Genomic DNA, 23,987 nt, shown 5'->3' on the forward strand with positions numbered 1-23,987 from the left:
TTACACTTTTCTGTACAGCTGGCTGCCTTCCTGACGGAACCGCTCGGCCTGTTCGCGCATGCCTTCTTCCACCGACACATCGGTCGCTTCGATGCGCTGGTTGGCAGCGTATTCACGCACTTCCTGGGTAATCTTCATCGAGCAGAACTTCGGCCCGCACATCGAGCAGAAGTGCGCCACCTTGGCCGATTCCTTCGGCAGGGTCTCGTCGTGGAAGGCGCGTGCCGTGTCCGGGTCCAGGCCCAGGTTGAACTGGTCTTCCCAGCGGAACTCGAAGCGTGCCTTGGACAAGGCGTTGTCACGGATCTGCGCGCCCGGGTGGCCCTTGGCCAGGTCAGCGGCATGGGCAGCGATCTTGTAGGTGATGATGCCGGTCTTGACGTCATCCTTGTTCGGCAGCCCCAGGTGCTCCTTGGGTGTGACGTAGCAGAGCATGGCACAGCCGAACCAGCCAATCATCGCGGCACCGATGCCCGAGGTGATGTGGTCATAACCCGGGGCGATGTCGGTGGTCAGTGGGCCGAGGGTGTAGAATGGCGCCTCGTCGCAGCACTCCAGCTGCTTGTCCATGTTTTCCTTGATCAACTGCATCGGCACATGGCCCGGGCCTTCGATCATGCATTGCACGTCGTGCTTCCAGGCGATCTTGGTCAATTCGCCGAGGGTCTCCAGCTCACCGAACTGCGCCGCATCGTTGGCATCGGCGATCGAGCCCGGGCGCAGGCCATCACCCAGCGAGAAGCTGACATCGTAGGCCTTCATGATTTCGCAGATTTCGTCGAAGTGCGTGTACAGGAAGTTCTCCTGATGATGGGCAAGGCACCACTTGGCCATGATCGAACCACCACGGCTGACGATGCCGGTGACGCGCTTGGCGGTCAATGGCACGTAGCGCAGCAGCACGCCGGCATGGATGGTGAAGTAGTCCACGCCCTGCTCGGCCTGCTCGATCAAGGTGTCGCGGAACAGCTCCCAGGTCAGATCCTCGGCAACGCCACCCACCTTTTCCAAGGCCTGGTAGATCGGCACGGTGCCGATCGGCACCGGCGAGTTGCGGATGATCCACTCGCGGGTTTCGTGAATGTGCTTGCCGGTGGACAGGTCCATGACGGTGTCCGAGCCCCAGCGAATACCCCAGGTCAGCTTGGCCACTTCTTCCTCGATCGAGGAGCCCAGGGCGCTGTTGCCGATGTTGCCGTTGATCTTCACCAGGAAGTTGCGGCCGATGATCATCGGCTCCAGCTCAGGGTGGTTGATGTTGGCCGGGATGATCGCGCGGCCGCGGGCAATTTCCTCACGCACGAACTCAGCGGTGATTGCATTCGGAATGCTTGCGCCGAAACTGTGGCCGGCGTGTTGCTGGCTGAGCAAACCGGCGGCGCGTGCCTCCTGCAGCTTCATGTTCTCGCGGATGGCAACGTACTCCATCTCGGCGGTGATGATGCCCTGGCGGGCGTAGTGCATCTGCGTGACGTTGGCACCGGCCTTGGCCCGGCGTGGGTTACGCACATGGGCGAAACGCAGCTTGGCAAGCTCAGCGTCGTTCAGGCGTTGCTGGCCGAAGTTGGAGCTCAAGCCACCCAGGCGCTCGGTGTCGCCACGGGCGTCGATCCAGGCCGAGCGCACATCGGCCAGGCCCTTGCGCACATCGATGATGACGCTGGGATCGGTGTACGGGCCGGAGGTGTCATAGACCAACACCGGGGCATTGGATTCGCCGCCGAAATCGGTGGGGGTGTCGTGCAGGCTGATCTCGCGCATGGGCACGCGGATGTCCGGGCGCGAGCCTTCGACATACACCTTGCGCGAACGGGGGAAGGGTTGCACGGACTGCTGATCGACTTGCGCCGATTCGCTGAGGTTGATCGTTTTTTCTTGTTTGCTCATCACAGGCTCTCCAGACAGCTTCCTAGCGGTGGAATGTCGGGGAGAACCTGAAAGACGCGGACGCACCCCTTGACGGGTGTGCAGTGCCGGAAACGGGGAGGTGCCTTGAGCTGCATGAGCTGTGACAATCCCGGACCTGGCACAAGAGGCTCCCCGGGAAGGCGAGCAATCTTGTTCCCTACGCAGGCGCTAACCTGATCAGGTTCAACGGGATCCGCAACTTTGCGATCTCAGCCTTTGCATCAAGGCACCCCGACAAGAACATGCGCAGTCTAGACTGGTGGGGTCGGCAAAGCCAAGCAGGTTGAACACAGGGCTGATGAAAGGCGCAGGCAACGATTGTTGCCGGGTGCGCATGGCACTACACTGCCTCATCGCTCAAAACTCAACAGTTTAGTAATTATCTTTCGTACAAGGATTGCCCCTATGCTGCGCAAACTCTCACTGGCGATAGCCGTGTCTTGTGCGTCCAACGCAGTGGTCTGGGCAGCGGATGTGCCCACTACAGTGAAAACCGACCTGGTCAGCGTCTACCAGGAAGCGGTCGACAACAACGCCGACCTTGCCGCTGCCCGCGCCGACTATGGCGCTCGTCGCGAAGTGGTGCCCCAGGCCCGCGCCGGCCTGTTACCGAACCTGTCGGCCGGCGCCGAGATGCTCAATAGCCGCACCAAGTTCGATGAACCGTCGATTACCTCCAACCGCAGCGGCAATGCCTGGAGCGCGACCCTGTCGCAACCGATCTTCCGTGCCGATCGCTGGTTCCAGTTGCAGGCGGCTGAGGCGGTCAATGAACAGGCGGCACTGGAGCTGTCGGCCACCGAGCAGAACCTGATCCTGCAAACCGCGCAAAATTACTTCGCCGTGCTCCGCGCCCAGGACAACCTGGCTGCCACCAAGGCCGAAGAGGCCGCGTTCAAGCGCCAGCTGGACCAGTCCAACGAACGATTCGACGTCGGCCTCTCCGACAAGACCGACGTCTTGCAGTCACAGGCCAGCTACGACACTGCCCGGGCCAACCGGATCATTGCCGAGCGCCAGGTGCAGGATGCCTTCGAAGCCCTGGTGACGCTGACCAACCGCGAGTACACCGCCATCCAGGGCGTGGTCCATACCTTGCCCGTGCAGGTACCGATCCCCAATGACGCCAAGGCCTGGGTGGAAACCGCCGGGCGGCAGAACCTCAACCTGCTGGCGACCAACCACGCCGTTGCCGCCGCCGAAGAAACCCTGCGCCAGCGCAAGGCCGGCCACGCACCAACGCTCGATGCCGTGGCACGCTACGAGAAAGGCGACAACGACAACCTCGGTTTCAGCAATCCGGCGCCGCAGCCAGGTGTGCGTTACAGCGGAGACGTGGAGCAGACCTCCATCGGCCTGCAGTTGAACATCCCGATCTACAGCGGCGGCCTGACCAGCTCGCAAGTGCGCGAGGCCTACCAGCGCCTGAACCAGAGTGAACAGCAACGCGAAAGCCTGCGCCGCCAGGTGGTGGAGAACACCCGCAACCTGCACCGCGCGGTGAACACCGATGTCGAGCAGGTGCAGGCCCGCAAGCAATCGATCGTGTCCAACCAGAGCGCGCTGGAAGCCACCGAAATCGGCTATCAGGTCGGTACTCGCAACATCGTCGACGTGCTCGATGCCCAGCGCCAGCTGTACACCTCGGTGCGTGACTACAACAACAGCCGCTATGACTACATTCTCGACAACCTGAGCCTGAAGCAGGCAGCGGGGACCTTGAGCCCACAGGACCTGGCAGACCTGAAGCGCTACCTCAAGCCCGACTACAACCCGGACAAGGACTTCCTGCCACCGGACCTGGCGGCTGCCGCAGCCAAGAACTTCGAGCGTCGCCCTTGACCTGGAGCTTCGCACAATCGTTGTAGGGGCGGCCTTTTGTCGCGACAGGGCCGCAAAGCGGCCCCGAGGTATCAGCCGATGAGTTTGCCCAACCTATCGAGCAAGCGTTGCAACGCCCCCTGATTGGCCTGCATCACCGCCCTTCCCGCCTCGCCCATGCGTTGGGCATCTTGCGGCAGCTCGATCAACCGGCGCACGGCTTCCGCCAGCCCATCGGCATTGTCGACCTGCTGCAACGCCCCCGCCTCGCGCAGCATCGCGCTGATTTCGAGGAAGTTGAACACATATGGCCCCATGAGCACCGGCAATGCCAGCGCCGCGGGCTCCAGCGGGTTGTGGCCACCGGTGGCGACCAGGCTGCCGCCGACGAAGGCGATGTCGGCCAGGGCATAGAGGAACAGCAATTCGCCCATGGTATCGCCGAGCAGTACGCGGACGTGGCTGTCGACAGCAGCGCCGGCAGAGCGGCGCACGGTGGTGAACTGCTCGGCGCACAAGGCATGCACCGCATCGAACCGCTCGGGGTGGCGCGGCACCAGGATCAGCAGAGCATCGCCATGCGCCTGCAGCAACTGCTGATGCGCCTGCAGGATCAGAGCATCTTCACCCTCATGGGTGCTGGCGGCGATCCACACCGGGCGCTGGGCTGCACCCCACTGTTCGCGCAGCGCCTTGGCGCGCGGCAGCAGTTGCCCATCGATCTTCAGGTCGAACTTGATCGAGCCGGTCACCTGCACGCATGCGGGACGCGCGCCGAGGTCGCGAAAGCGCTGCGCTTCGGTTTCGGTCTGTACCGCGATCAGGCTCATCTCGGCGAGCATCGGTCGCGTCAGGCTGGCGAAACGCGCATAGCCACGGGCAGAGCGCTCGGACAACCGTGCATTGGCCAAGGCCACCGGGATACCGCGCTTGGCGCACTGGTGGATGTGGTTGGGCCACAGCTCGGTTTCCATGATGATGCCCAGACGCGGGCGCACATGGTCGAGAAAACGCCCCGCCGCCCATGGCAGATCGTAAGGCAGGTAGCAATGCTGGACGCGCGGCTCATCGGCGAACAGGGCGCGAATGCGTTCTGAGCCGGTGGGGGTCATGCAGGTGAGGGTGACCGGCAAGTCCGGATACGCCTTGAGCAAGGCGCGCACCATGGGCGCCGCGGCGATGCTCTCGCCGACCGAGACGGCATGCACCCATATGCCGCCCTGGCGCATGGCCGGCAGGTTGCGGGCAAAGCGCTCACCGATACGCTGGCCATAGGCCGGCGCCTTGCGCGCACGCAGGTACAGGCGCAGCGCAACCAGCGGCAGGCCCAGGTGAAACAGCAGGGTATAGAGTGATCTGTTCATGGCGGCGAAGTTTACCCGATCGCGCGCAGGTGCACTGCAAAGCGCTCGGCCAGCCATTGCGCGGCCGGGCCCAGCGGCTCGTCCCGGCGCCAGGCCAGTTCGACGACCAATGCCGGTGGCCGCCATTGAGTGGCCAGTTCGACCATGTGCGCCTGGTAGGTGGGGTACTGCACCACATGCCTCGGCAGCCAAGCCCAGCCCAGGCCACGCATCAGCAACTCGGCCATGGCGTAGAAGCTGTCGGCACGCCACACCTGCGGGCTGATGGCCTCACCGCCCGGGTAGCCGCTTTGCTGCGGGGTAATCAGCAACTGGCGATGACGGGCCAACTGCTGGCGGGTGACGTGCCGCTGGCGCGCCAGCGGGTGGTCGACCGCACATACCGTGACCATCTCCACACTGCCCAGGGTCCGCCGCTCAAGTGATGAGGGGATGCTTTCATGGTGAAAGAACAGGCCCAGGTCGGCACGCCGCTCCGCCAGTTTGCGGGCGACATCGCCTTGGGCCCCGCTGGCCAGTTGCACCTCCAGGTACGGATAACGGCGGGCCAGTTCGTCGAGGCTGTCGATGACCGGCTGGTAAGGCATCGCCTCGTCCTGGGCCACCCGCAGTAACGCTTCCTGCCCGCGCATCAAGGCCAGGGCGCGGCCGTCCAGTCGTTCGCACTGGCGCAACAGTTCGCGGGCATCCTCCAGCAATGCGTTGCCGTTTTCGGTCAATTTGGGCTGGCGCCCACTGCTGCGGTCGAACAGGCTTACGCCCAGGTCTGCTTCGAGCAGGGCGATGGCGCTGCTGATCGCCGACTGGGCACGACGCTGCTCTCGCGCTACGGCGGAAAACGACCGCAGTTCGGCCACGCGCACGAAGATGCGCAGTTGATCAAGGTTCCACTGTTCGGCCATCAACCTATCCCCATAAGCGATAGGTAATGACTTTACCGCATCCAGGTAACGTCTAGAATGCCCGACCAGTCACCGGAGAAACGTACCATGAACGCCTACACCTACCTTGCTATCGCCATCTGTGCCGAAGTCATCGCCACCGCTTCCATGAAGGCCGTGAAAGGCCTGAGCACACCGCTGCCGTTGCTGCTGATGGTGTGCGGCTATGCGATCGCGTTCTGGATGCTCACCTTGGTGGTGCGTAGCATTCCGGTGGGTATCGCCTATGCGGTGTGGTCCGGGCTGGGGATCGTGCTGATCAGCGTGGCAGCCCTGGTGATCTATGGGCAGAAGCTCGATGTACCGGCGATGCTGGGGATGGCGATGATCGTTGGCGGCGTGGTGGTGATTCAGCTGTTCTCGAAGACTGCCGGGCATTGATGATTGCCTGAGCGGGTGCGGGGCGGCAAAGCCTCCCTCGCAAAGCTCATGCCGGCTCGACCCTGTATACTTGCCAGCTGTCCCAGTCTTCGAGGTACCGCCATGCCAACCGCCATTTCCACTGACGTGCTGATCGTCGGCGCCGGGGTCGCAGGCCTGTGGCTGAATGCGCGCCTGCGCCGCCTAGGTTACTCGACCGTGCTGGTGGAACGTGCCAGCCTGGGCGGCGAGCAGACCATCAAGTCCCAGGGCATCATCCACGGCGGCACCAAGTACGCCCTGCACGGCGCCCTGACCGGAGCCTCGGAAGCCATTGCCGATATGCCACGCCGTTGGCGTGAGGCCCTGGCCGGCAACGGCGAGTTGGACCTCGGCCATACCCGCCTGCTTTCCGATGCCCACTATCTATGGTCACCTGGCACCCTGGCCGGCAACCTCACCAGTTTCTTCGCCAGCAAGGCTGTGCGCACCCGGGTCGAACAGGTCAAGGGCGAACAACTGCCGCTGGCGCTGCAAGACCGTGCCTTCAAGGGCAAGGTCTATCGCCTGGCGGAGCTGGTCATCGACGTGCCCAGCCTGTTGGCCAACCTGGCCGAACTGGCCGGCGACAGCGTGCTGGCCGGGGAACATATCGAACCCTTGCGCGAAGGCGACCAGCTGGTGGGCCTGCGCGTGGATGACCGCGACATTCGCGCCCAGCGCATCGTGCTCAGCGCTGGCGCGGGCACCGAAGCATTGCTGCACGCCCTGGGCCTGAACCAGCCGGCCATGCAGACCCGGCCGCTGCATATGGTCATGGCCAAAGGCGCCAACCTGAAACCCCTGTATGCCCACTGCCTGGGCGGTGGCACCAAACCCCGCGTGACCATCACCACGCACCCAGCGGCCGATGGCCAATGGGTCTGGTACCTCGGTGGCGACCTTGCCGAAGCCGACGGCGTTGCGCGCGAGCCAGCGGCACAGATCGCTGCAGCGCAAAAGGAAATCGCCAATCTGCTGCCGTGGGTCGACCAGAGCCTGGTCCGCTGGGCCACCCTGCGCGTTGACCGCGCCGAGCCTGCGCAATCCGGCCTGGTGCGCCCGGACAACGCCTTCCTCGCCGACCAGCAACGTCTGTTGGTGGGCTGGCCGACCAAACTGGCACTGGCGCCCGACTTCAGTGATCGCGTGCTGGCCACTCTGGAGCGCGACGGTATCCGCCCAGGTGCCCAGGCCGACCTCCACGACCTGCCGCGCCCGCCGCTCGCCGTGCCTGCCTGGGAGCAACTGCTGCCATGACCCTGCCAACCCTGCACGGCTTCCACCGCCCATTGGGCAGCACCGGCTTGACGGTATCCCCCCTGGGCCTGGGTACGGTCAAGCTTGGCCGCGACCAAGGCGTAAAATACCCCACCGGCTTCACCATCCCTGGCGATGATGAAGCCCGGCTGTTGCTGGCCCAAGCCCGTGAGCTGGGCATCAACCTGATCGACACCGCTCCGGCCTATGGTCGCAGCGAGGAACGCCTGGGCCCACTACTGCGCGGCCAGCGTGAGGAATGGGTGATCGTCAGCAAGGTCGGTGAGGAGTTCGAAGACGGCCACTCACGCTTCGACTTCAGTGCCGCCCACACGCGCCGCTCGGTCGAGCGCAGCCTGCGCCGCCTGGAAACAGACCGCATCGAACTGGTGCTGGTGCACTCCGATGGCAACGACCTGGAGATTCTCGAACAGCAGGAGGTCTACCAGACCCTCGCCGCGCTCAAGCAGGAAGGCAAGATTCTCGGCTTCGGCCTCTCCGGCAAGACCGCCGCCGGTGGCCTCAAAGCACTGGAGCAGGGCGACTGCGCCATGGTCACCTACAACCTCAACGAACAGGCAGAACGCCCGGTACTGGACTACGCTGCCGAACACGGCAAGGCCATCCTGGTAAAGAAGGCGCTGGCCAGCGGGCATATCTGTCTGGCCCCGGGGGTAGACCCGGTTCAGGCAAGCTTCGAGCTGCTGTTCGCCCACCCGGGCGTCAGCAGTGCTATCGTCGGCACCATCAATCCGCTGCACCTGGCCCACAACGTGGCCACCGTCGCCCGTATCCTGGGCCAGCATTGAGTGGCCCGGGCCAAGGGCCCGGAGACTGACCCGACGCAAGGAGGAGCCTCGTGGCGCGAACGCTGATCCGCAAGAACCCGAGCAACTTCAAGACACTGCCGCTGCATGTCGAGGCTACGCCCGAAGGGCTGAGCTACCAGAGTATCGGTATGCCGCTGAACTTTGCCCAAACCCAGCAGCGGCGCAAAGCCATCCAGTTGCCCGACGCGCAGCACTTCGTGGCTGAGCTAGCCAACCTGGGGGTTTCGGTACGCCTTACCCTGCACTGGCAGAACCGCGATTACTGGGTATTGGTGCGTCAGCGCCGACAAGACCGTGGCGATGTGGTGCTGAAACTGATTTCTGGCTACGTACCGGCGCAGGAGCTGAACCTCCCGCTGCACACCGCCGTGCAGGAAGTTGCTGAAGAATGCCTGCTGGAAACCCCGGAAGGCTGGCTGGGCGGGCGCTTCAACGATACCTGGCTACCGGCGCCCTACGCTGCCGCCCTGCACTACCGCGAAGCGCTGCCGTTCGTGCTGACACCGCAGTCTGGCGCTGCGCGGCCGGTGCATTGTGGCAACCTCACGCTGCTGGAGCGACCGCGGGCCTATGTGCATTTGCCCACTGCATCGCTGCAACTGATCTACGACATGCGACTGCAAGTACCAAGGGAAGCGAAAAAGCTGAGCCTGTTCCATGTCGATGAACGCCTGGAGGGCGATCAGTTGGTGGCACGGCTCAACCGTAAACGGCCGGACCTTTACCTGATGCCCTTGCAGGACGGCAAGCCATTGGCTGAGCTGTACACGTTGAAACAAGATGAACTGGTGCCGGCCAGTACCCGAGGGCTGTATCTGGCCGAAAGCTTCGCGCGCCAGGACGGCTGGCTGGTCAGCGAAGAGCGGATACGCTGGAAGGAATGGGTGAAGCAGCAGGGGTTGGTGGAGCGCAAGCCCGTACGGGCGTCGCACCTGCAACGGTTTGGCGACAAGGCGCGGGCACTGCTGAAGCGGGCACGTACCTCACTGCACAAATGACATCGGGGGCTGCCATGCAGCCCCCGCGGTCTCAGTGCTTGCGAATCTTTTCGACGATCGCCGTGGTCGAGCTGTTTTCGACCAGCCCCAGTACCTTCACAGTACCGCCATAGGCCTTGACGATATCGGCGCCAACCACCTGGTCGATACCATAGTCGCCACCCTTGACCAGTACATCCGGCTTGACCTGGCTTAGCAGGTTTTCCGGCGTACCTTCTGCAAAACTGATCACCCAATCCACCGCCCCCAACCCCGCCAACACGGCCATGCGCCGGTCAACGCTGTTGATCGGGCGGCCAGGGCCTTTCAGGCGGCTAACCGAAGCGTCGTCGTTGACCGCAACGATCAAGCGATCACCTTGCGCGCGCGCCTGCTCCAGATAGGTCACATGACCGGCATGCAGGATGTCGAAGCAACCATTGGTGAAGACGATCTTCTCGTTGTGCGCGCGCGCATCATCGATGGCCAGCAACAGTTGCTCCAGGCCCAGTACACCACGCTCAGAACCTTCTTCACGCTGGATCGCCCGGCGCAGCTCGGGGGCACTGATGGCGGCCGTACCCAGTTTGCCCACCACGATACCGGCGGCCAGGTTGGCCAAGGCCACTGCGTGGGGCAAGTCCTCACCCGCGGCGATGGCAGCGGCCAGGGTCGAAATGACGGTATCGCCGGCACCGGTAACATCGAACACTTCACGGGCACGGGCAGGCAGGTGCAAGGCCGGCTGGCCGGTGCGCAGCAAGGTCATGCCGTGCTCGCCACGGGTTACCAGCAACGCCCCCAGGTCGAGATCCAGCAGCAGTTGCAGGCCCTTGGCGACCAGCTCGGCCTCATCGGCGCAGCGGCCGACGATGGTCTCGAACTCGCTGAGGTTCGGGGTGATCAGGCTGGCACCCCGGTAAATGGAAAAATCCTTGCCCTTGGGGTCGGCCAGTACCGGAATGCCTTTGGCCCGTGCGGCCTGGATCAGGCTCTGGTGATTCTTCAGTGCGCCCTTGCCGTAGTCGGACAGGACCAGCACCTTGACCCCTTCGAGCAGTTTTTCGACTTCCGTGCCCAGCGACAGCGGGTCGGTAGCGAACGGCTCTTCGAAATCGATGCGCAGCAGTTGCTGGTGACGGCTCATGACCCGCAGCTTGACGATGGTCGGCTGGTGCGCGATGCGCTGGAACACCGAACGCACCCCCGCGGCCTGGAGGCTATTGGCCAGGCTGTCGGCGGCCTCGTCCTGACCGGTCACGCCGATCAGCGATGCAGGCGCGCCAAGGGCGGCGATGTTCAAGGCAACGTTGGCCGCGCCGCCGGGGCGATCCTCGATCTGATCGACCTTGACCACTGGCACTGGCGCTTCTGGCGAAATACGTGAAGTACCGCCATGCCAGTAGCGGTCGAGCATGACATCGCCGACCACCAATACCGGGGCTTGATCGAAACGCGGCATGGACAACTTCATGGGCAACCCATATGGAAATAATGAACAGGGGCAGGATATTAGCACAGGGTAAACGACGGCTTTACGGCCAGATCGGCCCCGGGAAAACTCCGGTGACAATCGGGGCCGTTACGGCCCCGATCCAGGTAACTCAGGTGATATCGGCCTTTGCCGGTTCTTCCAGGCCCATGGCATGCAAGCGGGCATAATAGCCATTGGCCGCCAACAGCTCGGCATGGGTGCCACGCTCCACCAGGCGGCCCTGATCCATCACCAGGATCTGGTCGGCCTTCTCGATGGTCGACAGGCGGTGGGCGATCACCAGCGTGGTGCGGCCTTGCATCACATGGTCCAGCGCCGCCTGGATATGCCGCTCGGACTCGGTATCAAGCGCCGAGGTCGCTTCATCGAGGATCAGCAACGGTGCGTTTTTCAGCAATGCCCGGGCAATCGCCAGGCGCTGGCGCTGGCCACCGGACAGCAGCACACCGTTCTCACCCACTTCGGTGTCGAAGCCTTTGGGCAGCTTGTCGACGAACTCCTTGGCATAGGCATCGGCGGCCGCAGCCTCGATGTCGGCGCGTGGGGCGCCGGCCAGGTCGCCATAGGCGATGTTGTTGGCCACTGTGTCGTTGAACAGGGTGACATGCTGGGTCACCTGGGAGACGTGTCGGCGCAGGTTGCGCAGGCGGTAGTCCTCGATCTCCACGCCATCGAGCAGAATCTGCCCCTTGTCGTGGTGGTAGAAGCGCGGAATCAGCCCGGCCAGGGTCGACTTGCCGCTGCCTGAGCGCCCGACCAGGGCGATCATCTGCCCCGGTTCGGCGACGAAGCTGATGTCGCTGAGCACCTCGCGGTCGGTACCTGGGTAGGTGAAGCTCAGGTTGCGCACCTCAAGGCGGCCCTCCACCCGCGCCTTCTCCACGGTACCGCTGTCGACCTCCGGCTGCTCGTCCAGCTGCTCGAAGATGCTCTCGGCGCCGGCCAGGCCTTTCTGGATGGTCGAACTGACTTCCGACAGCTGGCGAATCGGCTTGGGCAGCAAGCCAGCGGCGGTGATATAGGCCACCAGGTCACCAGCGGTGGAATCGCCGCGCATGAACAAAACCAGGAACATCAAGGCGGCCATGGCGCTGTAGATCACCAGCTGCAGCAATGGCGTGTACAAGGAGCCGGTCTTGGTCATGCGCAGCTGCTTGTCGGTATTGCTCTGGCTTGCGCGGCCGAAGCGCTGCTGCTCATAGGCCTCGCCACCGAAGCTGCGAACCACGCGGTAGCCCTGGATGGTTTCGGAGGCGACATGCGTCACGTCGCCCATGGCCACCTGGATCTTCTTGCTCTGCTTGCGGAATTTCTTGCTGGCAACGCTCACCATCACCGCGATCACCGGCAGGATGGCGACCATCACCAGGGTCAGGTGCCAGTTCATCCACAGCAGATAAGCGAACAGGAAGACCACCGTCAGGCCTTCACGGATGACCACTTTGATCGCGTCGGTGGCAGCACCGGTCACCATCGTCACGTTGAAGGTGATGCGAGAGATCAGGTGCCCGGAGTTGTGGTTATCGAAATAGCGGTTGGGCAGCACCAACAGCTTGTTGAACAACTCCACACGCAGGTCATGCACCAGGCACAGGGAAACCTTGGCCAGGAAATAGTTGCCGAGGAACGAGCCTAGCCCCTGCCAGGCGGCAATCAGGATAATCAGCAACGGCACTGCCTGCAGCAGCTGCAAGTCGCGCAGGTACGGTACGTTGGGGAACAGCACCGCCTGCGGGTTGCTCAGGCCATCGACGAAATACTTGAGGATCCCGGCCAGCATGGGCTGGGTCGAAGCAAAGATCACGAAACCGACGATGCTCAGCAGAAAAATGCCGGCATAGGGTTTCACGTAGCTCAGCAACCGGAAGTAGATCTTCAGGCTGGAGGTGTGCTCCGCTGGTAGCGGTGTTTCGGCCATCATCGAGCTCGCTGTTCAGGTTGAACCGGAAATTTTACCACAGGCGTCATTTTCGGCACGCCCCCAGGGCAACAACATGGCCAGGCCGACGATCAGCCAGCTGATGAACCACTCTGCCCGGGGTGTTGCCGTGAGGCTGGCGGCATCGAACTGCATGGCCAATGTGGAAAAAATCCACAGCCCAAGCAGGATCTTGCCCAAAAGCGTGCGGCGCGCACGGATGATTTCACCCAGGGTGAGCAGCCATATCGCAATCCACATCACCATCCCCGGCAGCCCCAGTTCTACCGCGACGTGGGTGAACATGTTGTGGGTGTGGTCGAACTGCAAGCCGGCCGCGTTCACCTTGTAGGGCGCCCCCAGCCCCAACCCCGTCCACGGGTGTTGGCCGATCATCTGCATCACCACTTCAAATATCTGCGGCCGGAATGAAGCACCGCGTGCGGTGATCACGTCGTAGATCACGCAAAAGGCGAGGCCTGTGGCAATGACCGCCGCAATTGCGATCATCCGGCTGTGCCGGTCGCGGAACCATACCGGTGCGAGCACCACGGTAAACAGCAAGGCCAGCACGGCACCCCGGCTCTGGCTGAGCACCACGAACGCGCCCAGGCAGGCCAATGCCGCCAGCCAGGCGAGTTGGGCAACGCGCTGGTGAGGCAACTGATAAAGCAAGAGCAGAACCGCCGCGCCCACCACGTAGGCACCCAGGATCGGGTGCGAAATCTCACCGATGCCCGCCAGCCGGTCGACCAGCGGGTTGCCCTGCAAGGCATAGAAATGGACGATCGACAGCAGTGCAGCAACGGCCAGTAGGCCGCTGCCCAGCTGCAGCAGGTGGCGGATGCGTGCGGGGCCGGCTTGTGCCAGCAAGGGGAACGCCAGCAGGAAGACCAGGATGTAGAGCAGGCGCTTGGCCTCGCGCCCCAGGTCCTCAGCCGAAGACCAGGCCAGACTGATGGCGCCCCACGCCAGCATCAGCATCACCGCCCCCCACAACACCGGCTGGCGACGCCAGGCCTCCACCAGTACGGCCCGCGCCGACCACGCCAGCACCAGGGTTGGCAGCCACAGGAAAGCTACCAGGCCTTGTTGATAGACCTTGTTGCTGGGCGCCAGGGCAATGGCGGCAATAAACCAGACCAGACCAAAACCCAACCAGACCCGAGCCCAGTTTTTTTCATACAACATCAGCTCTCCCCGACAATCAAAAGACACCAACGTGGTGCTACGGCATTATTTTCGGCATTATTGCCGGTCATTTTGCTCGCCAGACGACAAGGCTCAATTCATGCAATGCTCTCGGCTCACCCAGGTCGACTTCGATCAGCTGACACTTGGCGCCCAGGTACTTGAGGCAGACAGTCATGGCGCCAAAGTCTACCTGCTTGAAGATGGAAATATCCTGAAGGTTTTTCGTCGCAAGCGCCTGATTTCATCCGCGCTGCTCAAGCCCTACTCCCAGCGCTTCGTCGACAACGCTGCGCGCCTTGCGCAATTAGGCATCCCCACGCTTGAGGTGATCAGCCAGCACAAGCTGGAGCTGCCAGGCAGAACGGCCGTGCTGTATCGCCCCCTGCCGGGGCGCACACTGCTGCAGATGTCGCGTGAAGCCGGTTTCAGCTGGGCCACCTACCTACCCCGCCTGATCGAGCTGATCCGTCAGATGCACCGCAGTGGCATCTACTTCCGCTCGCTGCACCTGGGCAATGTGGTGGTAACCCCCGACCAGCGCCTGGGCCTGATCGATGTGGCCGACATGCGCTTCCTGCGCCCGCCCCTGTCGGCACGCATGGTGCGGCGTAACGTGCAACACATGGTGCGCTACATCGAGCGGGAGAACCTGGGCGACCGCTTCCCCCTTTCCGACTTCGAAGCGGCCTTGCTGGCGCGCTGAGCCTCAGCCGCGCAGCAGGTTGGCCGACCCGTCGCTGAATGCCTGCCAGGCCGCCTCCGGCGCCAGCGCCTGACGCTGCCGGGCGGCCAACGCCGCCGCGCTGAGGGCATCGCAGCGCTCGATCGCCTTGGCCCAGGCCTCTACGCTATCAATGGGCAGATAACAGCCGGCCTCTTCCAGTTGCTCACGGAATACCGGCAGATCGCTGCAGATGACCGGCACATCGGCCATGACCGCCTCTTGCACCACCAGCCCCAACCCTTCCGAACGCGAGGGCACCATGAACCAGTCGAACGCACGGTACAGGAGCTGCAAGTCGTCGTGATGGCCGCACAGGTGCACCCGGCCATTCAGCCCCAATGCGTTGATCCGGGCTTGTAGATTGGCGTGTAGCGGGCCGTCACCAATGATCGCCAGGTGTACATGCGGTTGCCCCGCCGCGCCCATGGCAAACGCTTCTACCAGCATCTCGAAGCCTTTGCTTTCGACCAGCCGGCCCACGGCACCCAACACTGTCGCGCCCCCCTGGGGCAAGGCCAAAACCTGCCGGGCACGCGCCTGACTCATCAACGGCGCGGCAAACGCGTGGGGATCCAGGGCCATGCGCAGCGTCTGCACTGGGCGGCCCAGGTCATGCTCCAGCGACCGGGCGAGCGTCTGTGAGACTGCAGCGATGCTCAGCCGGTCAGCGGGCAACGCGCACAGCAGGCGAACGTCGCTGGCATTGAGCCGTGTCTGCCCATGGAACAGCACCTTGGCCCGCACGCCGGGCACCTGTTGCAACATTGGCAGCACCAGGCGTGCCACGCCGACACCATCGAGCAGCACCACATCGGCCCGCGCCTCCAGCAGGGCCTTGCGCAGCCGCAAGCGCAACCACGGCCGCAGCAGGCGCCACAGGTGCCGCCCCTTGAGCGCGCGTTGCGGCATGTGCCATTCCCGCGTGGAGCCCAGCCCGTAGTACAGACCGCTGCCCAGCAGCAGCCAGTTGCTGATGCGCGCATCGGCACCTGCGTGAGACAGAACCTGGCGGTGAACCTTGTGGATGGACATGTACGGCGAACCACCCGCCCACATCATGTTGACGATGTTCATGGGGATAGCGCCCCTCTCCCGCGCAAGCCAGGTGGGACAGCGAATTCAGAGAACAAAAACAGCGATTCCCGTACCAATCAAAGCGCCTGCCACCAGTGCCACTGCCAGCTTCAGCCGGTCACGCTGGCGCCGCTTGACCTTGCGCTGCACCTCCTCCGGCACGGTCACATGGCTGCCAAAGCCGGTGTGCAGCACCGCATCGCCCTCAAGGGTGACAGCGCTGAGGTTCAACTCAGCGTAGCGCCGGGACAGCGCCTTTTCACCAGCATAGGCGGCAAATGGCGCACAGCGCTGATAATCGCTTAGCCGGCGCAGGCCGGGGTTGAGCGAGAACGCCTGCCACTCGGCTTTGTCGGACAGCAACGGATAGCACGGCACCCCGGCGATCAACCGGCGCTCGCCCAAATGGATGTAGGGGCTGTGGATCGCCAGGTCATGGGCGTGGCTGCGCAGCCAGACCTGCAGCAGGTCGGGGCTGGCTTCCAGAATGGCCTTGGAGTCTTCGACAAACGCCTGGCGGTAGAATCGCCAATCATCCTCGCAATGGAAGATGTAGGGCGTCTTGACCTGGCTGTAGGCCAGGTCGATCGACGCCAACTGCCCCAGCTTGGGCCGGTTGACGAACACCGTGCAGTGGGGCTTCCAGTGCTCCGGCACGGCCGCATGCACGGCATCCTCACCGGAGTCCTCGGTAATGAATACTTCACGTATGGGCGCAGTGTTATAGCGATCAAAACTCTCAAGGGTTTCCTTGAGCAGATCGAATCGGCCACAGCTGGTTACAACCAGCGTGACATCACTCTCTTGAGAAAAGCGCACCGGACTCCCTCCGCGTTACGACAATCGACTTTGCGTTCCCGGCCCGTGAAAACCAAAGTTCTTTAAAATTAAAAGCCAAGCTTGAGCCGCAACCGCTGCCACGGGGACAGAGGTGGGTGCGGCCTGAGCGCCGGGCGCATATGGTCGACGATGCTACGGCCTACTTCACCAAAGCTGAAACGGGAAACCGCCAAATGGCGCCCATTTTCGGCAATCTGCCGCGCCAGGGCCGGGTCGTCACGCAAAGTGCGCAGCTTCGCCTGCAGCGTCGGGATGGTGTCGTAGAGCACCACGTTGTGCATGTCCTGCAGGCCAAGGGCGCGGTTTTCCGCTTCGCCCTGGTCGAACGCCAGCAACACGCAGCCGCAGGCCATGGCCTCGAAATTCTTGATCATGTACTCGCCCATGCCGACATCGGCACTGACGAAGAAACGGATCCGGTTGAGCGTATTGCAGTAGTCCTCGCCGGATTTTGTACGGGTCACCACCAGGTGCTCTACCTGCCCCAGCTCGTCGAGCAGTGCCTTGCGGCCACTGTAGGCGACACTGTTGGTACTGCCGACGAAGGCCAGCTCGATATCGCGCTCGCGGCCCTGGTCGGTGAGTAACTGCTCGTCGTAGCCCTTGGGCACGAATACCGCGTCGAAGCCTTCCTGGCGCAGGCGCTCGCTGACCCTGTAACCGGAGCTGATCACCCGCGCCCACGGCAGTTGGCGGTAATGGGCGCTGAACTTACCGGTGTATTTGCAGGGGATGTAGTTCTGATAGGCGTCGTGCTCGAGGATGACCAGGTTCGGCACCGTACGGATGAACCCCACCTGGCGGATCTCTTGCTTGAAGCGCAGGAAGAACACGATGCGGTCATAACGCTCCACCTGCACCTCGCGCTTGAAGTAGCGACGCAGGTTGCGCTGGTCTTCGCTGGTCAGCCAGCGCAAGTCGCACTCACAATTGGCCGCGACGCCGTCGTACAGGCGATCGAGGATCGCCCGCTGTTCCTTCTGCACCAGAAATAGGACTTTCATTGCTTTCCTTGGGCGCTCTGCGCCATCGCGGTCAACCATGGCGCTGCTTACAGCTCACGTCGCCAGAACAGTTCATGCCGGCGCACGGCCTTGCGGAAAAACTCGTTTTCCCCATAAGGCGACGGCCGACGCCCGGCCAGCCAACGCTGCAACAGGCGACGCAGGCGGCGCTTGAACGGCGCCGGGGGTTGCAGGTCGTGCATCATGCCCAGGGCCATGGCCTTGTCGCGCTGGGTTGCCTGGTCCAGCACCAGCGTGCATGGCGCCCAGGCGTCTTCGGCGGCCTGTTGCGGTGGCAAGGCCACACCGTCGCCGCTGTCACCCATCGGCCAGCGGTCGTTGTCATGCAGGTGGTTGGCGTAGCACAGCAATGTTTGCGGCTGCCATGCCAGGCCCCGCAGGGCCTCCATGACCGCCGCCTGGGCACAGATGTGGTCCGGGTGCGGGTCGAGCTGCGGGTGCGGCATCACAAGGACTTGCGGCTTGGCCATTTCCAGCAGGGCGCGCAGGTCGGCCAGCAGGTTCTGCCAAGTCGGCGCGCCATCATGGTCGGCCGGCAACGGGAACGGGTTGAACTGGCGGAACGGGCGGATATCGGCCATGTCGGCCTCGCGCGAGGCTGCCGGCTGATCCGGCGCGGCCTGCATGGCGGGCAACTGCAGGCAGAAGTAGCCCAGTTGCACGCAACGCGCCTCCGGCACGCCCGCCCAACGCGGCACAGCGATGCTGTCCCAGGCGCGCAAGCGGCCCTTCAGGCGAGCAGCCTCGGCCTTGCCCAGCCCCATCTGCTGATAATGTTCGGCTTCGATCTCGCCAGCGGTCAAGGTAACAACCCAGGTTTCGTCGGCCTGGCTGTAAAGGCCATAAGCCGCCAGTTCGGCGTCATCGGCGTGGGGCGCGATCACCATCACCCGTCGGCGCTGCAGCTCGATGCCGGGGGACACCCACAGACGGGGCTCGCCCTGCAGCCGACAGTGCCGCCCACGCAGACGCAAGGTACCTGCCTGCAGCGGTTCTGCCAGCCCAGTGAGGTTGAGGAAACGAACCCCATCGACACCGCGCTCGAAGGTCTGCCGATCGCTGAGCCCGTCGCCCAGCAGCTCCACACGGGGATCGAGAAAACGCCCCAGACCTGCACTTTTCACCCGAACCTCGAGGATCAGGGTCTCGTCCCCGTGCAACACGGTGTCGGCCTTGAGCACCCCGCCACGCAGGGCAACAGCGGCCTCGCGGGTCTGCTCGCCGAAGCGATAGACATAATCTTCGCTTGGGGCATAGAACAGATGGTCAGCGAACCAGGCTTCGTGCGCGGCCCAAATCAGCGGCAGCAGCACAAGCGGCAGCCACCACCAGACAAAAACGCCCAGGGCGCCAAGTGCGACCAAGCCGGCCAGCAGGCCCAGCCGTTTGTTGCGCCGGTGGCGCTTGAGCAACTGCTGCTTGCGGCTCACGCCTGGAACACCGGCACAGGGTTGCACCAACGGTCTTTGTACTCGCGGTCGGCACGGCCGAACGAGAACCGCAGCGGCTTGTTGCGCGCCTGGGCATCTTCCCAGGCAGCCTGGGTGTTGAGGAAGCTGAGCACGCTGCCGGGGCTGAAGGCCTTGGTTTCGGGGTCGACGCCACCGTTGACGTATTCGACGCTGATCCATTGCGGCGCTTCGACGCGATAGACCAACTGGATGGCGATGGGTTTGTCGTCCAGCAACACTACCGAGCCGATCAGCAGTTCACGCAGGCGCTGCAGCACGTCGACCATGCGCTCGGCACCGGTGGCCGGGAACCCCCAGCGGCGCTGGAACAGGTCACAGTACATGGTGGCGACTTCAATGGCGCTGAAGTCGTTGATCGGGCGTACAACACCCCCCGCCTCCTCCAGCAGGCGCAACTCGCGGCGCTGGTTGTAGCGGAACTTCTTCGACAGGTCTTCGTGAGGGCGGGCCATGGCCAGTTGTTCAGCTTGCGCCTTCAGGCCAGTGAAACGCCCCTGGTTGAATTCGGACAGGTAGCGCCCAGCATGGCGCAGGGGCGCCGCCGCATCAGCGGCGGCCGGTAGGATGATTTCGGCATTGCCCAGATCGAACAGGCCTTTTTTGCCGGCCCGTTTGAGCACGTCCTTGGACAGCGCCAGGTGGCGCCCCCAGGTCGGGATGGCAGCCTTCAGCTCGCCGGCCTGATGCCAGCCCAGGTAGCGGACGGGAATCTGCGCCAGGTCGGCCAGTTGCTCGATAACCAGCGGATGTGTGGCCACGCTACCACCGAATCGTGCCCACGCCTCGGCGTAGGCCGCTGCATCGATCACTTGCCAGCCGCGCTCACGGAATGCCTGGATAGGGTTGAGCATCATGCCTGCGTCACCAGCGCGCGCACCTGCGGCAACTGCCAGAAGGCCTCACGCACCGCTTGGTCGGAAAAGCGTTCATGCAACCGCTGCAGCATGTGCGTGGCACAGGCCTCACGCTGCTGCTCGCCCAGCAAAGACATATGCTTCAACCCTTGCGCCAGTTGCGCGGCATCACCGAGCGGGAACAGCACGCCCACCCCCTCGACCACCTCGCGAGCGCCGCCACAGGCGGTGGCCAGCACGGGCACGCCCGCGACCATGGCTTCAAGCAGGACCATGCCGAACGGCTCATGGTCGGAGCTCAAGGCAAACACATCGAATGCCTGGAAATAGCGGCGGGCATCCGGCACCTGGCCAAGGAAGTCGACCTGTCCGGCGATGCCCAGTTCTGCAGCCAGCGCCTTGAGCGTGCCTTCTAGGCGCCCTTTGCCCAGGATCGCCAGGCGGGCGCCGGCAGGCAGTGCGGGCAGCGCCTCGGCAAAGCCACGCAGCAGTGTTGCCTGGTCCTTGTCCGGGTGGAGGCGGCCGACATTACCGACAACCCATGCCTGGGCATCCAGACCCAGGGCCTGGCGCGCCTCAGCGCGGGGCACCAGCGCGGCTTGCAGCGCCGGGATGTCGATACGGTTGTACAGGGTCTGGATACGTTCAGCCGGCCATTGGGCCAGGCAACGGCGCATGTCGTCACGCACTGCATCCGACACGCCGAGCAAACTCAAACGTTTGCTGAACAGGTTGGCGAACAGCCGCCGCCCCTTGCGCTGGTAATCACCAAACGCATGGTGCACGCCGATCACCGGCAGGCCGGTGGCCAGCAGGGTCACATAGATCGGCTTGAAACGGTGCGCGATGCAGAAGCTGAAATCACGTTCGCCGGCAATCCTTCGCAGGGCACGAATGGCGCCCAGCTTCAGGCCGCGCACCGCCTTGGAACTGAACTCGAGAAACAGCACCTCATCCGACGCACAGCCCGCCGCAACCTGCGGGTCGGCAGCGCCGGTCAGGAACACCGTAGTGACCTTGTAGCCGCTGCCCTGGAACAGGCTGGCATACTGACGGGCGCAGTCGAGGAACGGCCCGTCATAGCCGTGGCAGAACTGCAGGATGCGCGGTTCAGAGCGGCTGGTCATACGCGGCTGCGCCGTCCTTGACGACCAGGATGTCTTCCATGATCAGGTACTGCAGGTCCGAGCCGAAGAACATGTTCAGGGCATCGGTCGGCGAGCAGATCATCGGTTCACCACGGCGGTTCAGCGAGGTGTTCAGCGACACACCGTTGCCCGTCAGGTCTTCCAGCGCCTTCATCATGTCGTAGTAACGGGGGTTGTACTCGCGCTTGAGCACCTGGGCACGCGACGTACCGTCTTCGTGGACCACTTCCGGCACGCGGGTTTTCCACTCTTCTGCCACTTCGAAGGTGAAGGTCATGAATGGCGCCGGATGGTCGACCTTGATCATCTGCGGTGCAACGGTGTCGAGCATCGACGGGCAGAAGGGTCTCCAGCGCTCACGGAACTTGATCTGGTGGTTGATGCGGTCGGCCACGCCTTCAACGCTCGGGCAGCCGATGATGGAACGGCCACCCAGGGCGCGCGGGCCGAACTCCATGCGGCCCTGGAACCAGGCGACCGGGTTGCCATCGACCATGATCTTGGCGATCTGCTGGGGCATGTTCTCCAGCTTGCGCCATTTTGGCTGGTTCGGGTGGCGGGCGCAGGCGGCGATCACATCTTCGTTGGAGTACGACGGGCCGAGGTAGACGTGCTCCATCTTCTCGACCGGCACACCACGGGCGTGGGAAACGTAAGCGGCAGCCCCCACTGCGGTGCCGGCGTCGCCGGAGGCCGGCTGGACGAACAGCTCCTTCACGTCGGAACGGGCGATGATCTTCTGGTTGAGCTTCACGTTCAACGCGCAGCCGCCAGCGAAGGCCAGCTTGCCGGTTTCCCGCAGGGTGTCGCCCAGGTAGTGGTCGATCATCTGCAGGGCCAGCTTCTCGAACAGCGCCTGCATGCTGGCCGCATAGTGGATGTACGGCTCGTCGGCGATGTCGCCTTCACGCTTGGGGCCCAGCCATTCGATCAGCTTCGGCGAGAAGTAGAAGCCTTTGCCCTTCTCTTTATAGCGGCGCAGGCCAATGACGTTAGCGTATTCGGTGTTGATCACCAGCTCGCCGTTCTCGAAACTGGCCAGGCGCGAGAAGTCGTATTTGCTGGCATCGCCATACGGCGCCATGCCCATGACCTTGAACTCGCCGTCGAGCATCTCGAAACCGAGGAACTCGGTGATCGCACCATACAGCCCGCCGAGCGAGTCCGGGTCGAAGAATTCCTTGATCTTGTGGATCTTGCCGTTTTCGCCATAGCCGAAGAAAGTCGTGGCGTACTCGCCCTTGCCGTCGATGCCGAGGATCGCGGTTTTTTCCTTGAAGCCCGAGCAGTGGTAGGCGCTGGAGGCGTGGGCCAGGTGGTGCTCGACCGGCTCGATCTTGACCTTTTTCGGGTCGAAGCCCAGTTGCTCCAGGCACCAGACGATCTTCTTGCGGTAGCGCTTGTAGCGGCGGTTGCCCATCAGGATGGCGTCGAGGGCGCGGTCCGGGGCGTACCAGTAACGCTTGGCATAGTGCCAGCGGGCTTTGCCAAACAGGCTGATCGGGGCGAACGGGATGGCCACCACGTCGACGTCGGACGGTTTGATACCCGCCTGCTCCAGGCAGAACTTCGCCGATTCGTAAGGCATGCGGTTCTTCGCATGCTTGTCACGCACGAAGCGCTCTTCTTCGGCGGCGGCAATCAGTTTGCCGTCAATGTACAGGGCCGCGGAAGGGTCATGGCTAAGGGCGCCGGACAGGCCAAGAATCGTCAATGCCAAGGGATTAGCCTCTTCATTCGGTAGAGATGCGCCAGCGGCCTCGTGGGCGGGTGGCGGCTAAAGGGCGAGATTATAACGCAAACACGAAAGACACACCGCCCCCTTCTAGGCGCGGCCGTGCATCGCAAAAGGCGCGCGCCTACAGGGGCCTGCAGTGGGGAATCACTCGGCGATCAGCCAATCCATCCGGTAGCTGCCCGCAGTCTGTGCCAGCTCCTTGGCCAGCCAGGGCAGCAACTCCTTGAGCTCTTCTTCCAGCCCCCACGGCGGGTTGGCGATGGCAAGGCCCGAACCGTTGAGCCCCTGCGGGCTGTCCTGATGGTGCACATACAGCTCGACCCGCAGCAGCTTCGGCGCACCGGTGCTGGTCAGGTCCTGGTAGAAACGGGTCAGTGACCGCTGGTCCTTGATCGGGTACCAGATGGCCGCGACGGTCTGGCGCATGCGACCGATCGCCTCTTTCATCGAGCTGGTGCAACGCTTGAGTTCATCGGCCTGCTCGAAGGGCGGATCGATCAGCATGATGGCGCGTTTTTCCTGCACCGGCAGCAGCGCACGCGGCACGTGCCAACCCTCGCCCAGGTGGACCACTACGCGCGGGTCCTTCTTCATGTTCTCCTTGAGCAGCGGCCCGTCTTCGGGGTGCTTCTCATTGAGCAGTGCCCGGTCTTGCTGCCGCATCAAGCGACGAGCCAGCTCCGGCGACCCAGGGTAGTAGCGCAGCTCGCCATCGGCATTGAGGCGCTTGATGATGCGCAGGTAGTCGGCAGCCACGGCCGGTAGGTCATCACGGTTCCACAGGCGCGCGACACCTTCGAGGTATTCACCGGTACGGGTCGCCTGGTCGCCTTGCAGGTCATAAAGACCGAGGCCGGCATGGGTATCGATATAGGCGAACGGCTGTTCCTTGCGCGACATCAGGGCGATGAGGCGGGTCAGCACGATGTGCTTGAGAACGTCGGCGTGGTTGCCGGCGTGGAAGGCGTGACGATAATTCATGGCAACTCCTGCGGGGGTGGCAAG

The 23,987-nt window shown here is 63.5% G+C and carries 20 protein-coding genes and 1 riboswitch; of the genes, 6 read left to right on the forward strand and 14 right to left on the reverse strand.

The genetic code is table 11. From position 1 onward, the window contains the following. A complete protein-coding gene (gene thiC, locus APH34_RS05960; protein ID WP_054900258.1) occupies window positions 1-1,887 on the reverse strand; it encodes a phosphomethylpyrimidine synthase ThiC in 1,887 nt (628 codons plus the stop codon). 158 nt (window positions 1,888-2,045) lie between these two features. After that, window positions 2,046-2,152: riboswitch (TPP riboswitch) on the reverse strand. Window positions 2,153-2,313: 161 nt separating this feature from the next. Between thiC and APH34_RS05965 the strand changes: the two genes are divergently transcribed. Next, window positions 2,314-3,750 carry a TolC family outer membrane protein gene (locus tag APH34_RS05965; RefSeq protein WP_054900259.1) on the forward strand — a complete coding sequence of 479 codons (1,437 nt, stop codon included), beginning with the start codon at window positions 2,314-2,316 and terminating at the stop codon, window positions 3,748-3,750. A gap of 71 nt (window positions 3,751-3,821) precedes the next feature. On the opposite strand, the gene waaA is transcribed toward APH34_RS05965, so the two are convergent. Next, window positions 3,822-5,093: a lipid IV(A) 3-deoxy-D-manno-octulosonic acid transferase gene (waaA, locus tag APH34_RS05970; RefSeq protein ID WP_054900383.1), complete on the reverse strand. Its 1,272-nt coding sequence runs from the start codon at window positions 5,091-5,093 to the stop codon at window positions 3,822-3,824. Between the two features lie 11 nt (window positions 5,094-5,104). Then, window positions 5,105-5,995: a LysR family transcriptional regulator gene (locus tag APH34_RS05975; RefSeq protein WP_054900260.1), complete on the reverse strand. Its 891-nt coding sequence runs from the start codon at window positions 5,993-5,995 to the stop codon at window positions 5,105-5,107. A gap of 87 nt (window positions 5,996-6,082) precedes the next feature. Between APH34_RS05975 and APH34_RS05980 the strand changes: the two genes are divergently transcribed. The 4 genes from APH34_RS05980 to APH34_RS05995 all read left to right on the forward strand — a co-directional run bounded on the left by APH34_RS05980 (window position 6,083) and on the right by APH34_RS05995 (window position 9,521). After that, a complete protein-coding gene (locus APH34_RS05980) occupies window positions 6,083-6,415 on the forward strand; it encodes a multidrug efflux SMR transporter (RefSeq protein ID WP_054900261.1) in 333 nt (110 codons plus the stop codon). A 102-nt stretch (window positions 6,416-6,517) separates the two neighbouring features. Next, on the forward strand, window positions 6,518-7,693 hold the full coding sequence (locus APH34_RS05985) for an FAD-binding oxidoreductase (RefSeq protein ID WP_054900262.1): 1,176 nt from the start codon (window positions 6,518-6,520) through the stop codon (window positions 7,691-7,693). Then, window positions 7,690-8,502: an aldo/keto reductase gene (locus tag APH34_RS05990; RefSeq protein WP_054900263.1), complete on the forward strand. Its 813-nt coding sequence runs from the start codon at window positions 7,690-7,692 to the stop codon at window positions 8,500-8,502. Before APH34_RS05985 ends, APH34_RS05990 begins: the two co-directional genes overlap by 4 nt. A gap of 50 nt (window positions 8,503-8,552) precedes the next feature. Beyond that, the gene (locus APH34_RS05995; RefSeq protein ID WP_054900264.1) at window positions 8,553-9,521 is read left to right on the forward strand and encodes a hypothetical protein; all 969 of its coding nucleotides are present in this window, start codon (window positions 8,553-8,555) and stop codon (window positions 9,519-9,521) included. 31 nt (window positions 9,522-9,552) lie between these two features. Here the strand turns inward: APH34_RS05995 and hldE are convergent, their stop codons facing one another. From hldE to APH34_RS06010, 3 genes are all read right to left on the reverse strand, one after another. Beyond that, window positions 9,553-10,974: a bifunctional D-glycero-beta-D-manno-heptose-7-phosphate kinase/D-glycero-beta-D-manno-heptose 1-phosphate adenylyltransferase HldE gene (hldE, locus tag APH34_RS06000; protein WP_054900265.1), complete on the reverse strand. Its 1,422-nt coding sequence runs from the start codon at window positions 10,972-10,974 to the stop codon at window positions 9,553-9,555. Window positions 10,975-11,104: 130 nt separating this feature from the next. Continuing rightward, window positions 11,105-12,913: a lipid A export permease/ATP-binding protein MsbA gene (gene msbA, locus APH34_RS06005; protein WP_054900384.1), complete on the reverse strand. Its 1,809-nt coding sequence runs from the start codon at window positions 12,911-12,913 to the stop codon at window positions 11,105-11,107. A 15-nt stretch (window positions 12,914-12,928) separates the two neighbouring features. Further along, window positions 12,929-14,104 carry an O-antigen ligase gene (locus APH34_RS06010; RefSeq protein WP_054900266.1) on the reverse strand — a complete coding sequence of 392 codons (1,176 nt, stop codon included), beginning with the start codon at window positions 14,102-14,104 and terminating at the stop codon, window positions 12,929-12,931. 100 nt (window positions 14,105-14,204) lie between these two features. On the opposite strand from APH34_RS06010, the gene APH34_RS06015 reads away from it, so the two are divergent. Next, a complete protein-coding gene (locus APH34_RS06015; RefSeq protein ID WP_054900267.1) occupies window positions 14,205-14,810 on the forward strand; it encodes a hypothetical protein in 606 nt (201 codons plus the stop codon). Between the two features lie 3 nt (window positions 14,811-14,813). On the opposite strand, the gene APH34_RS06020 is transcribed toward APH34_RS06015, so the two are convergent. The 8 genes from APH34_RS06020 to APH34_RS06055 all read right to left on the reverse strand — a co-directional run bounded on the left by APH34_RS06020 (window position 14,814) and on the right by APH34_RS06055 (window position 23,963). After that, window positions 14,814-15,905, reverse strand: coding sequence for a glycosyltransferase (locus APH34_RS06020; protein ID WP_054900268.1), 1,092 nt, complete (start codon window positions 15,903-15,905; stop codon window positions 14,814-14,816). A gap of 45 nt (window positions 15,906-15,950) precedes the next feature. Then, on the reverse strand, window positions 15,951-16,724 hold the full coding sequence (locus tag APH34_RS06025; protein WP_054900269.1) for a hypothetical protein: 774 nt from the start codon (window positions 16,722-16,724) through the stop codon (window positions 15,951-15,953). A 68-nt stretch (window positions 16,725-16,792) separates the two neighbouring features. Continuing rightward, window positions 16,793-17,749: a glycosyltransferase gene (locus APH34_RS06030; RefSeq protein ID WP_054900270.1), complete on the reverse strand. Its 957-nt coding sequence runs from the start codon at window positions 17,747-17,749 to the stop codon at window positions 16,793-16,795. Between the two features lie 47 nt (window positions 17,750-17,796). After that, the gene (locus APH34_RS06035) at window positions 17,797-19,200 is read right to left on the reverse strand and encodes a PIG-L deacetylase family protein (protein WP_054900271.1); all 1,404 of its coding nucleotides are present in this window, start codon (window positions 19,198-19,200) and stop codon (window positions 17,797-17,799) included. Then, complete coding sequence (locus APH34_RS06040) at window positions 19,197-20,093, reverse strand: antimicrobial resistance protein Mig-14 (protein WP_054900385.1); 897 nt, start codon at window positions 20,091-20,093, stop codon at window positions 19,197-19,199. The genes APH34_RS06035 and APH34_RS06040 overlap by 4 nt, the downstream gene beginning before the upstream one ends. Next, window positions 20,093-21,223, reverse strand: a complete 1,131-nt coding sequence (locus tag APH34_RS06045) for a glycosyltransferase (protein WP_054900272.1) — start codon at window positions 21,221-21,223, stop codon at window positions 20,093-20,095. The genes APH34_RS06040 and APH34_RS06045 overlap by 1 nt, the downstream gene beginning before the upstream one ends. Further along, complete coding sequence (locus APH34_RS06050) at window positions 21,207-22,964, reverse strand: carbamoyltransferase (protein ID WP_054900273.1); 1,758 nt, start codon at window positions 22,962-22,964, stop codon at window positions 21,207-21,209. The genes APH34_RS06045 and APH34_RS06050 overlap by 17 nt, the downstream gene beginning before the upstream one ends. 162 nt (window positions 22,965-23,126) lie before the next feature. Further along, entirely contained in the window at window positions 23,127-23,963 is an 837-nt protein-coding gene (locus APH34_RS06055) for a 23S rRNA (adenine(2030)-N(6))-methyltransferase RlmJ (RefSeq protein ID WP_054900274.1), read from the reverse strand. Window positions 23,964-23,987: the final 24 nt, after the last annotated feature.

Origin of the sequence: Pseudomonas sp. NBRC 111131, from assembly GCF_001320525.1 — a bacterium.
Classification (GTDB): domain Bacteria; phylum Pseudomonadota; class Gammaproteobacteria; order Pseudomonadales; family Pseudomonadaceae; genus Aquipseudomonas; species Aquipseudomonas ceruminis.

Bases quoted from the DNA above. Each gene is read 5' to 3' on its own strand.
- thiC (WP_054900258.1), bottom strand. From the start codon at position 1,887: ATGAGCAAACAAGAAAAAACGATCAACCTCAGCGAATCGGCGCAAGTC.
- APH34_RS05965 (WP_054900259.1), top strand. From the start codon at position 2,314: ATGCTGCGCAAACTCTCACTGGCGATAGCCGTGTCTTGTGCGTCCAAC.
- waaA (WP_054900383.1), bottom strand. From the start codon at position 5,093: ATGAACAGATCACTCTATACCCTGCTGTTTCACCTGGGCCTGCCGCTG.
- APH34_RS05975 (WP_054900260.1), bottom strand. From the start codon at position 5,995: ATGGCCGAACAGTGGAACCTTGATCAACTGCGCATCTTCGTGCGCGTG.
- APH34_RS05980 (WP_054900261.1), top strand. From the start codon at position 6,083: ATGAACGCCTACACCTACCTTGCTATCGCCATCTGTGCCGAAGTCATC.
- APH34_RS05985 (WP_054900262.1), top strand. From the start codon at position 6,518: ATGCCAACCGCCATTTCCACTGACGTGCTGATCGTCGGCGCCGGGGTC.
- APH34_RS05990 (WP_054900263.1), top strand. From the start codon at position 7,690: ATGACCCTGCCAACCCTGCACGGCTTCCACCGCCCATTGGGCAGCACC.
- hldE (WP_054900265.1), bottom strand. From the start codon at position 10,974: ATGAAGTTGTCCATGCCGCGTTTCGATCAAGCCCCGGTATTGGTGGTC.
- msbA (WP_054900384.1), bottom strand. From the start codon at position 12,913: ATGGCCGAAACACCGCTACCAGCGGAGCACACCTCCAGCCTGAAGATC.
- APH34_RS06010 (WP_054900266.1), bottom strand. From the start codon at position 14,104: ATGTTGTATGAAAAAAACTGGGCTCGGGTCTGGTTGGGTTTTGGTCTG.
- APH34_RS06015 (WP_054900267.1), top strand. From the start codon at position 14,205: ATGCAATGCTCTCGGCTCACCCAGGTCGACTTCGATCAGCTGACACTT.
- APH34_RS06020 (WP_054900268.1), bottom strand. From the start codon at position 15,905: ATGAACATCGTCAACATGATGTGGGCGGGTGGTTCGCCGTACATGTCC.
- APH34_RS06030 (WP_054900270.1), bottom strand. From the start codon at position 17,749: ATGAAAGTCCTATTTCTGGTGCAGAAGGAACAGCGGGCGATCCTCGAT.
- APH34_RS06040 (WP_054900385.1), bottom strand. From the start codon at position 20,093: ATGCTCAACCCTATCCAGGCATTCCGTGAGCGCGGCTGGCAAGTGATC.
- APH34_RS06045 (WP_054900272.1), bottom strand. From the start codon at position 21,223: ATGACCAGCCGCTCTGAACCGCGCATCCTGCAGTTCTGCCACGGCTAT.
- APH34_RS06055 (WP_054900274.1), bottom strand. From the start codon at position 23,963: ATGAATTATCGTCACGCCTTCCACGCCGGCAACCACGCCGACGTTCTC.